The 13,055-nt window shown below is 57.4% G+C and carries 9 protein-coding genes and 1 pseudogene; 4 read left to right on the top strand and 6 right to left on the bottom strand.

The annotated features are described in order from the left end of the window. Positions 1 to 25: 25 nt before the first annotated feature. The 5 genes from DBR34_RS04190 to DBR34_RS04170 all read right to left on the bottom strand — a co-directional run bounded on the left by DBR34_RS04190 (position 26) and on the right by DBR34_RS04170 (position 5,900). A complete protein-coding gene (locus DBR34_RS04190) occupies positions 26 to 367 on the bottom strand; it encodes a hypothetical protein (protein WP_128095834.1) in 342 nt (113 codons plus the stop codon). A gap of 430 nt (positions 368 to 797) precedes the next feature. Then, positions 798 to 1,940 carry a fimbrial protein gene (locus DBR34_RS04185; protein ID WP_128095833.1) on the bottom strand — a complete coding sequence of 381 codons (1,143 nt, stop codon included), beginning with the start codon at positions 1,938 to 1,940 and terminating at the stop codon, positions 798 to 800. Next, a complete protein-coding gene (locus DBR34_RS04180; RefSeq protein WP_219928208.1) occupies positions 1,937 to 4,405 on the bottom strand; it encodes a fimbria/pilus outer membrane usher protein in 2,469 nt (822 codons plus the stop codon). Before DBR34_RS04180 ends, DBR34_RS04185 begins: the two co-directional genes overlap by 4 nt. Before the next feature lie 132 nt (positions 4,406 to 4,537). Further along, positions 4,538 to 5,275, bottom strand: coding sequence for a fimbria/pilus periplasmic chaperone (locus DBR34_RS04175; RefSeq protein WP_128095831.1), 738 nt, complete (start codon positions 5,273 to 5,275; stop codon positions 4,538 to 4,540). Between the two features lie 67 nt (positions 5,276 to 5,342). Then, positions 5,343 to 5,900, bottom strand: coding sequence for a fimbrial protein (locus tag DBR34_RS04170; RefSeq protein WP_128095830.1), 558 nt, complete (start codon positions 5,898 to 5,900; stop codon positions 5,343 to 5,345). Between the two features lie 857 nt (positions 5,901 to 6,757). On the opposite strand from DBR34_RS04170, the gene DBR34_RS04165 reads away from it, so the two are divergent. Both DBR34_RS04165 and DBR34_RS04160 read left to right on the top strand, forming a co-directional pair. Beyond that, on the top strand, positions 6,758 to 7,675 hold the full coding sequence (locus tag DBR34_RS04165; RefSeq protein WP_128095829.1) for a PhzF family phenazine biosynthesis protein: 918 nt from the start codon (positions 6,758 to 6,760) through the stop codon (positions 7,673 to 7,675). A gap of 125 nt (positions 7,676 to 7,800) precedes the next feature. Continuing rightward, on the top strand, positions 7,801 to 10,107 hold the full coding sequence (locus DBR34_RS04160) for an ATP-binding protein (protein ID WP_128095828.1): 2,307 nt from the start codon (positions 7,801 to 7,803) through the stop codon (positions 10,105 to 10,107). A gap of 78 nt (positions 10,108 to 10,185) precedes the next feature. Here DBR34_RS04160 and DBR34_RS04155 read toward each other — a convergent pair whose 3' ends face one another. Continuing rightward, positions 10,186 to 10,557 (bottom strand): response regulator transcription factor, encoded by a 372-nt coding sequence (locus DBR34_RS04155; RefSeq protein WP_128095827.1) that lies wholly within the window; start codon positions 10,555 to 10,557, stop codon positions 10,186 to 10,188. A gap of 377 nt (positions 10,558 to 10,934) precedes the next feature. On the opposite strand from DBR34_RS04155, the pseudogene DBR34_RS04150 reads away from it, so the two are divergent. Beyond that, positions 10,935 to 12,020: pseudogene (locus DBR34_RS04150) on the top strand (IS3 family transposase); the annotation flags it as partial. Positions 12,021 to 12,133: 113 nt separating this feature from the next. Beyond that, complete coding sequence (locus DBR34_RS04145; protein ID WP_128095826.1) at positions 12,134 to 12,502, top strand: hypothetical protein; 369 nt, start codon at positions 12,134 to 12,136, stop codon at positions 12,500 to 12,502. Positions 12,503 to 13,055 lie beyond the last annotated feature (553 nt).

Below are 13,055 nucleotides of genomic sequence, written 5' to 3'. Positions count from 1 at the left end.
ATAGAAGCAGCGTGTGGGCCGCGCCCTATCCCCGGCTGCAGTTGGCGAGATCGTGCAACGACGGGCGCGGCTGGCCAGAATAGAGGTTGAAGAGAAGCGAGTCGATTTGAGGCTCTCGAGTTTTCCCCTGCCCCTCACGCATCTCGCCAATGTGTCGAATTCGGCCCGTCACTCTTGCGAATTCAACCAACATTTTTTGAAGCTCAGCCGCTGCTTTAGTCTGGAACTTTAGGTCCTGCTGTCGCCACTCAGGCTGCGCTTTCTCGCGCTGTGCAGTCGCCGCTGTTCGGCTCGCCAACCAGCTCGTGCCGATACTGGCAAGTGCTCCGACCAACATACCAACAAACCCCCAAGCCGCTTCTTCCATCGAACTGATCTCCTTCTCGGATGCACTCTACTTCCCGGCCAGGCGCCTTCGTCATCTCACATCGGGGCCACGCGCCTGGCAAGGCCATCGAAGCGAGCTGCCTCGGCAGGCAGCTTTTCCACCCCCCGCCGGCGGCGTGTCCTCACCCGCCAGCCCCCACCTTCGATCCAAGTCCAGAGCATCCGCATGCTGCCAGGGTGATGCCATGCTCCAGAATGACTCCATCAGAAACGCCCTACGCACGACACCGTCAGCAAGATCAGAGCATCTTCGAGGCGTTATGTGACCTAGATCGCGAGAACGCCATCGCGCAGGTGAGCCTGCATCCAAGATTCCGCCCGGCACCTGCCCAAGGGGAACAACCTACGTCTGTTCCGAAAACGATGGCGAAGCGGCAATCTCGACAGTGCTTGAGCCATGTCTGCATCGACTATTGATAGTTGATGGTAAACACCACCGATCCATTGGCGGGCCCGGCGGTGACGTCACTTAGAGTCTGGATGTACCGCGCACTGAGCGGGATAGTGTAGCTCGCACCGTCCACTTGTGTGGGCGTGATCCCACTGGACTGCAAAACGGAGAGCTCAAGTGGAACAGGATTGACGTGACCGAAAGCAATTTGAATCCCGACACCGGTTGCTTCCGGATCGTCTCCCGCAGCGCTCGGCCGCAACGCGATAACACCCGCACTGGCGTCGATCACGCCATCGGTAGGATCCAGTCGGAACGAAAGGACATTTTGAGCCCGCCCGTTGTCAATCTGAGCCCCTTCAGAGTCAAAGATCGGAGACCCAATATTGCCAGGATACACACCATAGAACGCCGGACAGTTGCTCAGCGCGATGTCCAGTTCCTTCCACGATGTAGCGCTTCCAATGCCCTTGAAATCAAAGATCGGATAGCTTCCCATTGGGACATCGACATCAGGAGTGTCGCAGGTGCGCGAGACAATGTTGATCGACCCTGAGATATCCACCAGCTGCATTGTGGTAGTCGAATCGGGCGATACGTAGTCATTCTGCAGCGTCGGGAGCTGCACGCCTTGAATGGTTCCTGGCGAAACGTCACCAATCTTGATAAAGAACACGTCAAAGCCCAGTTGGGGACTGGAATCACAAAATGCACCGCCGCCCCCACAGTTACCAAAGGTACTTGTGTCTGGGATCGGCTGCCCTTCGGAGAACAAATAGACGCCAATGCCTGGCACGCCCGATTCGTATACCTTTCCCGCAAGATTGCCGCCCGTCCAGCCGGACACCGCGAGTGGTGTGACAGGTAAAGTTCTAATGCGGTTCAACGTATAGGTTCCCGGGTCGCACCTCATTCCGTACCCTGTTGAATTTCTAAACGCCTGCTTGAACACAATGGTACCGAGTGGGACGTCCCTGCCAACGGTGAGGTTCGCCCCAATCAACGGCATGGTGCGTACAACCGTTCCCTGATTAGGGGTGCACACAGCCATAGCGCTATTGGCAAACATGGCCAGCGCGACCAGCGAAGTGGTTTGAAGAATCGCCAGGGGAAGCTTTCGACGGGAAGCGATTCTGGAACGGCGGTTGTTCTTCATATTCATGGTTGCTCTGAATGTTGCGCTTCAATCGGGGTGCACACGGCAGCTGGGCTGGACGTTCCTGTAGCTGGGGCTGACGTTGAGGCGGGCAGTGCTATAGAGCAGCGTTGTGGACCAACCACCTGGGCAAACAACGTCTGTTCTCCGACTGCGATGCGGGCATAGACTTGGCCGCCTTGGCCTACCATGCCCACGGAACGACCCTGGCTGTCCGTCACATCGGCTCCGAATGGGAGAGGACTTCCATCAGGCAGGGTGACACGGGCCCGGAATGCCTCGCCGGCGCGCACACCGAATGTCACGAGCTGAACAGAGCCAGCTCTTGGTGCAACCTGCTTGCTGGTCTCATCAAATTCCACCCCTTCGTCGCTTCCGGACGGATCGATGGAAATCTCATTCATTTCGTACGGTCGGAGATAGGGAACAACGGCCATGCCGCTATCATCCAAGCGCAGGCCTGGATAGCTTCCTACTTTCGCGCCTGCCGCACCCGGGGCGGAAACCACAGCGATGGTGTCTCCCGCGTAAGGGCTCAGTGTTATCCCGGTGCCCAGAGCGACGATGCTGCCGCTTAGGTTGGCTGAAATACTGTCGTAAGTGCTGCCATGACTCAGCGACCCTCCGACGACCGCACTCGAACCGGTGTATTGGCCATTGGCGCCGATGGTCGTATTGTTTTCGCTTGTTTGATTGTCGTGATTTGCAGACAGCCCATAGGAAATCTGCCTATCGCTACCAGCAGTTCCACTCAACGTTACTTGCTCTGCGTATCGCCCTTCGTCATTTCGGTTCACACGTGTCGTCAGCTGGGGACGACCCATGGCGTCTCCGAAATTGAGAGGCACGGTGAGCGTCATCAGTACGGAATCCTGAAGCTTGCCCTGACCAAATCGACTTCGATTGGCACTCAAGCCGAAGCTGACGCGACTGAATTGCCTGCTGTAGGACAGCTGATACTGCACGTCGCTTCCCTCAACATCCCAGTAGTCTTGTGAGAATCCACTGACGTAGAGTTGCCCGAAGCGGCCTAGGCTCTGACTTGCCGACAGCGAGAGCCGACTGCGCGGCCTAAGGAAAAGCGTTGTGTCGCGACCGGCCTGCTCTGCGGCCGATAGCTGCAATGCGCGATCGAGGCCCAAGTAGCCGCTGCTGGAAAAGCGATACGCTGCAAGCGTGAAGTTACTCCCCGTACTTATCAGATTCTTGCTATAGGACAATCGTGCACTTTGACCATGCAGATCCCCATTTCTCAACTGCGTGTCTGCCGAAGTGACATCCAACGCGAATGCCCCGAACGGCGTGCCTACAGCAGCCCCTAGGAGGATTGCCCTATAGTCATCACTTGCTTGGCCGCCTGTGTAAGCCGTCAGCCAGTTGTTGAAGCCACGCTGGTAGGTACCTTGGAACAGATTGGCCTGGGCATCGATGTACTGGTCACGGGTCTTGCCTGCAGTCAGGCTGAACCGACTGGTTCCAGGCCGCAACAATTGAGCGACGGATGCAAAGGGCACTAGAAAACTGCGTTCTTCACCGTCGGCTTCAAATATGGTGACATCAATATCGCCGCCATAGCCGGTTGCATAAAGGTCACTGATGGCGAACTCGCCAGGGCTGACATTGGTTTCGAGCAGCAGGTTGCCATTCTGACGAACTACAACCCGGGCATTCGTCCTGGCAATCCCGCGCACGACAGGAGCATAGCCGCGCAGCGACTGCGGCAGCATCCTATCGTCGGTCGCCAGCGAGACGCCACGGTAGCCGATGGTGTCGAAGATCTCACCCGTTGTATTGGCATCACCCAGCGTCAGCTGGCTCCGCAAAGACGTGATATCGCGCTGAGCATAACTGTTGACCGCATCGTATCGCCGAGAGCTTCCCGTCTGCCACCTCATTGAACCGTTGTGCCGAAGGCGCCATGCACCAACGTTCACGCCCCCGTTCAATCCCATGTACGCACTGCGATAGGTCCCGCCAACCTCGTTATGCGTCTGAGACGTGTTGACGTTGTAGCTCAGCACTCCCGCTGACACACCCTGATCCCAAAGCTCAGGGCTGACGTAACCACGGGCGTCTCGACGCAGCGCTACCTGAGGCACGTTGATGTCAATGGTCTGGCTATTGACGTCGAAGGACGCGTGGGCGCCCTCAACCACATCTGCCAAGGGCAAGCAGTGCCCTTCATCTAATGCCTGCATCTGCTGCGGCTGGACGCGCTCAATGTCGATGCCGACGAGCTGGATGAGCTTTCTGTCAAAGCAGACGATTGGATTGGTGCCGTCACTTTCAGAAACGACTCGAACATCTTGCCGGTTGCTGAGCACACCATTGATTGACACATCAGCGCGATAGGTCCCAGTCGGAACTGGGTTTCCTTTTTCGTAACGCTTCAGATCCAGTGCGCGCGAATCCGCGGGCAGGAAAGATTCGTTGAAGAGCACCTTGTCAGCGCCCACTGCGGAACCCATCATGCCGCAGGAGGCGCCTCCTGCGAGCATTGCCAGCACTTGGGCTAGGCGTGTGCTGCGCGGCGGCATTGTGAATTGGCTTGGTCCGCTGGATGAGCGCATGAAGGGGTGTTCCATGAGAAATTGGTGTTCCTACTACTTGTTCTCGAGCTGACTACTGATGAGCACCAGAGCACCATAGTCATTGATGGCCTTGAATTCGACGTGTGAAACGGAGCTTTGCGCATCCTTGAGGGCCTCGACCCTGAAGTCTTTACGTTCACCCGGCGCGAGCATTCCGTTCTGAACTCGGTAGCGCTGCGATCCACTGATCAGGAACATATCGGTCTGTGAGACATGGAAGGCCGTTGGGTTGGTGCCCTCCAATGCGTAGCCGCCGGGACTCCGCTTCAAGCTCCACGTCACGGATTTGGGTGCGTCGCTCGGCTGCCCTTTGAGATCTCTGGGCCGGTAGAACAGCTTGATTCGCGAGCGAAATGCCATGTCGAGTCGATTGGCCCCATTGCTCTCCGCTTTGGGCGGAATCTCAAGAACGTTGAGATAAAAAACTGTCTCACGGTCAGTAGGCAGCGCCGCTCCGGTGAAGCTCAAACGCATGGTCTGGCCCTTGCCTGGATCGATTCTGAAGACGGGCGGTGCGAGCAAAAATGGCGCGGTAGAGGTGGTCGGCGTCGTAGTGGCATCGCCGGCATCCACCCAGGCCTGCACTAAGGAAGGAGCACGCCCATTGTTGTTAAGCTTGACCGAGACTTCCCTTTGTTGCTCTGGATAGATGACACGGGTTCCCGTGATGACTACTGCCGCAGCGGCCCAGTCAATGCTTGTAAATGCGCATAGAAACGCAAGCACAATTGCATAGTTGCGATTTCTCATAGTGGATCTCGTATGCAGCCCCCCCCCTGGTATAGGGGGGGGGGCGTGGGCGGCCTTGGAATGACGCTTACAGGTAGTCGATCTCAAAGGTGACCGAGCTTTCGACGGCGCCGGCTGTGGTTTGGCCAGTGGCGTAGTACTGCACTGAGTAGGGCATGGTTGCAGCCCCCGCAGTAATCGTCTGGCGGCTATTGTTTGCGCGCTGAGCACTCACATCGCCCGCCGGGATGGCAGCATCGTTGACGCCATCGAGCAACTGAAGCTCAACTTCGGTCGCCGGGTCGGTCGCCGCAGTGTTGATCAGGTTGCCGGTGGCCGGGTTGACGGTAGCTCCAGCCAAGAAGACGGTAGTTGCAGACACCGCTGGGCCGGTGCAACCAGTCAAGGAAACGGTGAAGTCCTGGATTCCAGCGACCTGGCCGGCCGTTGCCAGCTCACTGATCGGACGGGTGGGGAGCGTCACGTTGCCGGGAAGTGCAGTTCCATCAACCTGAATGGTGCAGGTCTGATCGATCAGTTCGCCCGAAAAATTGATGGTGCCGTCAACGGCTTTGGCTTCCTGACTTGCAGCCGCAACGGCCAGAGCAAATAGGGTAAGTGATACAAATTTCACGATGATCTCCATATAGACGAAGGCGCAGTACGCGCGAGAAGGGGTACGGTGCTTGTCAGGGGAACGCATATTGCTGACAACTACGGCCGGGTCGACAGCTAACCCTTCCGCGAGGGGGAGCAAAGTACTAGCCCGCAGGTGCCGTTGCTATGCAACTAGTTGCAAAGTTGGATAGCCAACCCGCCGTGTTAATAAGATGTTAATTTTCACGCATGGGGCGCCACGGAACCGCGGCGTTCGCTTTTGACCATGGTGTACCGCGCCGGGCCCCGTGGCGCCTGTCCCGCAACGACCTCACTTGTCCATTAAGGTGTCGTGCAACGGATAGACTCAGTAGATTCATGCTCAACCCCTTGCCCGGGTAGACCATGCGACCGAGTTTTGTGGATCAAGTCACACCCCGCGTGACGATCGCGTGTACGTATGATCACCCAGGTCGCCCTTGCCATAGTGCCCTGCTTATCCCGCTCATCCACCTTCAACATTGATCGGAGCGGGAGCTATTTGACTCGCACGTTGGCCATTGCCGGGACCCACCATTCAGGTGGAAAAGGACACCAGCTGTGCTCCGTGCGACAGGAGTCGCCAGCTCAACGCGTCCACCTGAAGATCATTGGACGCTGCGGTAGGTCACCCCGTTGGGTTGGCCCGAGAAGGGGGATCAGACAACGCAAGCCCAGTGAGGTGGCACGGACCCGCATCCGATGCGCGTTGTGCGCCCCGCTTCGGCAGATCTGGCCATAAGCGCCCATTCGTTGGTGGAACACTGAGAAGAATGCAACAAGTTGTATGGCTATCACGGCTCCTTGCTGGAAACCTCATGGCCGCACCAGAACACACCCCCTCCCCTCACTCTCAGTCTATCTCTCATGCTCCAGTTGCGTTATACGCAGGTTGATGTCTTCTCAGCCATCCCAACGCGGGGCAATCCCGTGGGAATAGTCCATTGCGATGCCTCGCCATCAGACGACTTCATGTTCGGTGTTGCCCGTTGGCTCGGTCTTAGTGAGACGGTGTTCCTGCTGCCGCCCAGCAACCCCGAGGCTGACTACCGGGTGCGAATCTGGTCAACCTTAGGAGAACTACCGTTTGCCGGCCACCCCACTCTGGGTGCATGCCACGCGTGGATCGAATCGGGCGGCGTTCCGCGCGCAGCGCATATCGTGCAAGAGTGCGGCATTGGGCTAGTTAAGATTCGGCACAGCGAGCAAATAATTGATGGCAGCATCGGTTGCCATTTGCAGGCCCCCGATAGCAGGCCCGTCGCCACACTGGCTTTCATGGCCCCCCCGTTGCTGAGAGGCGGCCCCGTCTCTCATGAACTGCTGGCCCTTGTTTGCAAAGGTCTCAACTTGGAACCTGGCAGTGTTTTGGACGCCGAATGGGTAGACAATGGTGCGGGTTGGCTGGCTCTTCTTCTTCAAGAGGATAAAGACGTGTTGGCTGTGCTTCCGGACTATTCCAAGTTGTCGGGATTAGCTGTAGGAATTATTGCCCCCGTGGAGAGTCAGCCCATTGCTAGCGCCTCGCTTTTCGAATCGCGTGCCTTCATAGCAGGGGACGCAGTGCCTGAGGACCCAGCTACCGGCAGCTTGCAGGCAGGAATCGGTCTTTGGTTTTCGCGAAGAGGCTTCGGGGCTGATCGATATACCGTCCGACAAGGGACCTGCATGGGGCGCTTAGGCCGGATTCTGGTCCATCGAGAGCATGGGGAGGTCTGGGTAGGCGGAAGCACTACAACTTGTATCAGTGGGACGATCTCTGCGCCCGAACGGCATGAAGAATGAGACATGGGCTCGAACCGCGCACAAGTGTGGCTTACGGAAGGCAGCAGCCACGTCGATTTGACTGCGCCAGCATCGCCGCACACTCATCGTAAACAAGCTGAGCCAATGCTCACAAACGAGCTCCCATGAAGCGTCCCGTAATGCTTGCAGTGATCTTCGTCCTGACTAGCTCGGCGATCCTCACGTGGTTGCTTCTCGGTGATAAGTATGGGCAACCCGCTCCTGGGGCCATTATTCGCGTCGCGGCCGATCCGCAGCTGGATGGTGGTCGCTACATCGGCTTTCAAAGCCGCAACCACAGCTCCGCAGCTGTATACATGAGGCGAGTTGGCGAAGCCACTGGATTGAGATTTGAGTACGTCCCGACGTCATCCAGGCAAGACTCCTATGACAAGCTGCTTGCCAATGACGTGGACGTCGTGCCCACCCTGCTGGATGTGGAGCAGCCAGTTGATTCAACACGGGTCGCCTTCTCTGAACCCTATTACCGTGGCAAGACCCTCATCCTTTCAAGGATCAACGGACGGCATTACAGCTCGCTGTCTGAGCTTGATGGCAAGTTGCTAGCCGTAAAACGCGGGGGCGATTACGAGCAGTGGCTGAGAATCCACAGGCCTGATGTGCGCCTGCTAACGCTTAACGACGTCGCCGATATCTTGGGAGCAGTTGAATCTGGAGTAGCCGACGCAGCGCTCGGTACAGATGCGATTTATGGGCCACTGGTTCGCAGAGATTTCAGCCACTCTTTAACCCGGTCAGGTAGTGCAGACGAGCTCCCTGTCGCCGTTCGTGTAGCCGTTCGTCGGGCGGATTCGGGGCTTTTGAAAAAATTGGATGACGGGCTCAAGATGCTCGCGCCTGCTCACCACCAGAAAATACTGGCGTCCTGGCTAGAACTGGCCTACCGTCCGGCGCCTTCCCTCGGCGCGATGGCACATTTCTACTGGCTCGAAGTGTCCCTGGCAGCATTCGCAGGAATAGCGCTGGTGTTTGCCTTGCACCAACTTCGCCGTTCACAACGGCTCGCCAAGCGCGGCGAACTCGAAAAGGCCAGAATTCTCGCTGTTATGACCCACGAGATTCGCAACGCAGCTAATTCCTTGTTCTCTGCGATTGACGTTCTCGCGCGCGGGCCTAGGCTTACCGAGCAGGCTCCTGCTCTTGATGCGGCCGTGTTCAGCAGCGCATCACTCAGCTTGTTGCTGAACAACGCATTGGAGTATTCGCGACTGGACGCGGGCCACTTTCTCATTTCTCCTACGCCATGTAGTGTTGTCGACATTGCACGAGAATGCCTGCGAGTGTTCGGGCCGGAGGCAGCAGAAAAAGGACTGCGATGCGAACTTATCCTTCCCGAGGGGCCACTTCCTCACCTGATGGCGGACCCGGTGCTGTTGCGCCAAATCCTGATGAATCTCATATCAAATGCCATAAAGTTCACAAGTGAAGGGCTCGTTGAGGTTTCCCTGTATCTAGAGGAACTCCAGGAGGACCAACTACTCCTTCACTTGCTCGTGAAGGATAGCGGCATCGGACTCAGCCAGAAATCAATCGGTGAACTGTTCCGGCCATTCTCTCAAGCTGCTGGGGGCCGGTCTCAAGGCGGCGCTGGGTTGGGACTATCAATATGCCATGACATTGTCACGCGACTTGGCGGCAAGATCGACGTGCTTAGCGTGCCCGGCCGCTGGAGCCGCTTCCAGGTTGAGATACCGGCAAAGTTAGCGATCGGACCAGTAGCGCGCAATGAAGACCTTATTGACTCATCGCCATTGATCGTTGCGCCAGATACACGCGTATTAGTCGTTGAGGACCACCTTTACAGTTCAAGAATGTTGAAGATGCAGCTGGAGGCTATGGGTTGCGAGGTCAGTGTCGCCATGAATGGCGCACAGGCTTTAGACCTTTTTGTTCAAGCAGGCCCGTTCTGCACCGTGCTTCTAGACTGCAATTTGCCTGACACGGATGGCTACGTCCTTTGCAGGCAGATGCGGGAGATCGAACAACGAACATCAGGATCGAGCAGTCAGATCATCGCAATTTCTGCGCTCAGCGGCAAAGAGCACGAGACCCGCTGCATGTCCAGTGGCTTCAACCAAGTTATGACCAAGCCGCTGTCCCAGCTGCAGTTGCAATCACATCTTGCGCGCTTTGCGAGATCACACGTAGTGCAGGATTTGCCGGATATCTTCTGGGATCTGTATTCCAAGGACAGGGCCACAATGGAGCAGGCAGTCACCACTAAGGACTGGCGTACCGCTGCAAACATGGCCCATCGCATCTGCGGCAGCGCCGCCTTCGTCGGAGAGAATACGATCGAGGCGACGTCGCTTGATTTGACGATAGGTCTGCGATCACTGAATGCCGACTGTGACGTTCTGCCAGACCACCTGCGCGCGCTCATAGGCGCCCTTCATGACATCAACAGGTAGAAGCCGGCCCGATGATTCGTGATGATTGGCTAATCTGAGATTGGTCCCGGAGCACCCACAGATGGCGCGATGATTGAGTCAACTCAAGATCGCGCTTTCCAGGTGCATTAGTAGCTCACCGAGGGGCTCGCGTTTGCTAAGTACTGTCGAAGCCCCCGCGCGAAGACATTCCCCTTCCATTCGGGGATGCTGATGCCCAGAAAGAACGATCACATTTATCGAGGGCTGCACTTGCAGAATTCTGCCAATTAGCTCCGCTCCACTTAACTCTCCTGGTGCGAGCTCGTAATCGATAACCACTGCGTCGTGCCGCCCTTCCTTCAATGCCGTCAGAAGCAATGCAGAGCGCTCGTAAACTCCGCTCAGTCTCACGTCGGGAAGACGATTGATGAGAATCCCAATGCCGGCCAGTGCTACAGGGTGGTCATCCAGTACAGCAATATTTTGCATAGTCAGCTCTCATGGATTGCGATCTACCTGACCGCAGAGGAAGCTCATTTGCTTGGGCGAGGACCAGTCTTCCTGTAATCAGAATTGTCGCGAGCCGCGGCTATCAGGGATGGAGAGATGGACCAAGGTTTTGCGACAGCTCGCTTATACGTTGTCACCCTGAAGCGACGCCGCGCCCCCGGTGAGACAATTCTATAGATAGCCCGTCGCTTAGTGGAGCCTCCGCTAAAGTCTGCTCTCCACTCTGGCGTGGAGAGGATTGATTCTGAAGGCGCTGCGTTGAGTTGTGAATGCAACAAGTTGCAAAGGGTAATCCCCCCGCAGGTTAGTCGAAACCAGAAGTGGAATTTTCTCGCAACCTAACCCGAGGAGGTCCCATGAAGAAATCACGATTCACCGACAGCCAGATCATCGCCATACTCAAGCAGGCCGAGGTCGGCAGGCCTGTCCCTGGCCTTTGCCGACAGCATGGCATCAGCTCGGCGACGCTCTACAAGTGGCGCAGCAAGTTCGGCGGCATGGATGCGTCCATGGTGTCCCAGCTAAAAGAACTGCAGGACGAGAACCGGCGGCTGAAGAAGATGTGTGCCGATGCGCAGCTCAGTGCCGAGCTGCTGAAGGAAGCGCTCTCAAAGAAATGGTGAGGCCATCTCAGCGTCGCGAGATGCCCAGACGGGCGGTCCAAGCAGTCATCACCAGCATCGTTCATGCGTGCAGGACGTTCGAGGTGAGTCAGACCTGCTACCGCCATCAGGCCAAGGCCTGCCGAGAAAATGCGATCATCGCCGACTGGTTGCTCAGGATGACCAGCGCCTACCGCGATTGGGACCTTGGGCTGTGCTTCCCGCACCTGCGCAACGTGAAGGGCTTCGCTTGGAACCACAAGCGCGTGTATCGGATATATCGCGAGTTGGAGCTGAATCTGCGCATCAAGCCGCGCAAGCGCATCGTCCGGGAACTGCCGGAGCCTTTGACGGTGCCTGAGGCGGCCAACCAGACTTGGTCGATGCATTTCATGCACGATCAGCTGGATGACGGACGCAGTTTCCGGATGCTCAACGTACTGGATGACTTCAACCGCCAGAGACTGGCGATGGAGGTCGACATCTCCTTGCTTGCGGTGCGCGTCATCCGCGGTTTGGAGCAGGTCACTCAATGGCGCGGAAAGCCCCGCGCCATACGCTGCGATAACGGGCCCGAGTACATCAGCGGAGCGCTGCAAGCATAGGCAGAGGGGGGGCGATATCGCGCTGCTCTACAGACAACCAGGCAATCCTCCGCAGAACGCCTACATAGAACGCTACAACCGAACCGTGTGTTACGCCTGGCTTGCCAGCAACCTGTTCAATGACATCCAACAGGTCCAGGACATCGCCACCCGTTGGCTATGGACTTATAACCACGAGCGCCCAAATATGGCGCTCGGCAGCATCGCGCCAATGCAGAAACTTGCACTGGCAGCGCAGTTCCACTTTTGGCAACCGCTAAACGCGGGGGGGGGGTACCCTGGCATCCGGCCCGAGAGCGACGCGCCCCACTCCGGCCCGATCTCGACTTGCCCGTAGGAAGCAGGACGATGGGACATAGCTGGAAGGAAGACCGCACCAAGAAGCGCCGCGCCACGCGTTACCAGAAGGTCAGTAAGGTCGACGTTCGTGACTACACGCGCGAGACCTCGCTGGATAACCTCGCCTACCGGATTAACGGCGCGCATGTCCACATCGACATCGTCAATCTGCAGGACATGCTCAACTGCACCAACGTCGAAGGCGAAACGTGCCACAAGCGCGCTCTCCGCTTCCTGAATCTGCACTACCGCGCCGTCCACCGTATCCTGGTCGAGAGCGACACGGTGCGCGTGGACTTCCACAACCAGCGGATGCATGCGGTGGTCACCAAGCCCTATGGCGATTCCCTGGCCGAAACTGGCGATACGGATGGCTGAGAAGGGCCAGCCAGGAGGGTCGCTCGGAAAGCCTGCCGCTGTCCTCCAATTTTCTGCAAACTGGATAGGACTCTCGCATGTTCGCGCCGCCGTACGCCCCCGCGATCGCAGCGACCAAGCGTGCCTAAGTCAGGATGCCTAAAATGCATCGGACAACTGTAAGCTGCCCCCGGTTGAAGGAGGGCCCAATGTGGCGTGTCTGTCACGCCATCGAGAATTGCGCGTTGGCCTGAATCAGCATATGCACTCTGAATCTCCGCTAGGGCGTAGACCCAGTGCTGGAAAGAGCTGACAAGGCTTAGCTGCGCGGCGGGAAGGCTGGGAAGCCCTATCTGCCTCTCCGAATCGTCTGCATGACGCGGATCCAGCCATGAATCCAGTCGCTTGAACTCGCGGTCCCACTGGAGTCGCCAGAGCGCATAGCCTTGTCCCACGCAGCACATCTCGGGATGTATGCAGACCTCCCTGGGCATCCGCCCTCCCAACCCACCCATGGCCGCTAACGCATATCTGGCGCAAGCTCCATGTCCTCGTAGATGGCTTCGCCGGAGGT

It is taken from the genome of Stenotrophomonas sp. HMWF003 (assembly GCF_003061285.1).
Taxonomy (GTDB): domain Bacteria; phylum Pseudomonadota; class Gammaproteobacteria; order Xanthomonadales; family Xanthomonadaceae; genus Stenotrophomonas; species Stenotrophomonas maltophilia_AP.
Note: the sequence above shows the minus strand (reverse complement) of the source record. Positions and strands in the feature narration are given on the sequence as shown.

What these genes read in the sequence shown, in the direction of transcription:
- DBR34_RS04165 (WP_128095829.1), top strand. Translation starts at nt 6,758, where the DNA reads ATGCTCCAGTTGCGTTATACGCAGGTTGATGTCTTCTCAGCCATCCCA.
- DBR34_RS04145 (WP_128095826.1), top strand. Translation starts at nt 12,134, where the DNA reads ATGGGACATAGCTGGAAGGAAGACCGCACCAAGAAGCGCCGCGCCACG.
- DBR34_RS04170 (WP_128095830.1), bottom strand. Translation starts at nt 5,900, where the DNA reads ATGGAGATCATCGTGAAATTTGTATCACTTACCCTATTTGCTCTGGCC.
- DBR34_RS04155 (WP_128095827.1), bottom strand. Translation starts at nt 10,557, where the DNA reads ATGCAAAATATTGCTGTACTGGATGACCACCCTGTAGCACTGGCCGGC.
- DBR34_RS04175 (WP_128095831.1), bottom strand. Translation starts at nt 5,275, where the DNA reads ATGAGAAATCGCAACTATGCAATTGTGCTTGCGTTTCTATGCGCATTT.
- DBR34_RS04190 (WP_128095834.1), bottom strand. Translation starts at nt 367, where the DNA reads ATGGAAGAAGCGGCTTGGGGGTTTGTTGGTATGTTGGTCGGAGCACTT.
- DBR34_RS04160 (WP_128095828.1), top strand. Translation starts at nt 7,801, where the DNA reads ATGAAGCGTCCCGTAATGCTTGCAGTGATCTTCGTCCTGACTAGCTCG.
- DBR34_RS04180 (WP_219928208.1), bottom strand. Translation starts at nt 4,405, where the DNA reads ATGATGGGTTCCGCAGTGGGCGCTGACAAGGTGCTCTTCAACGAATCT.
- DBR34_RS04185 (WP_128095833.1), bottom strand. Translation starts at nt 1,940, where the DNA reads ATGAATATGAAGAACAACCGCCGTTCCAGAATCGCTTCCCGTCGAAAG.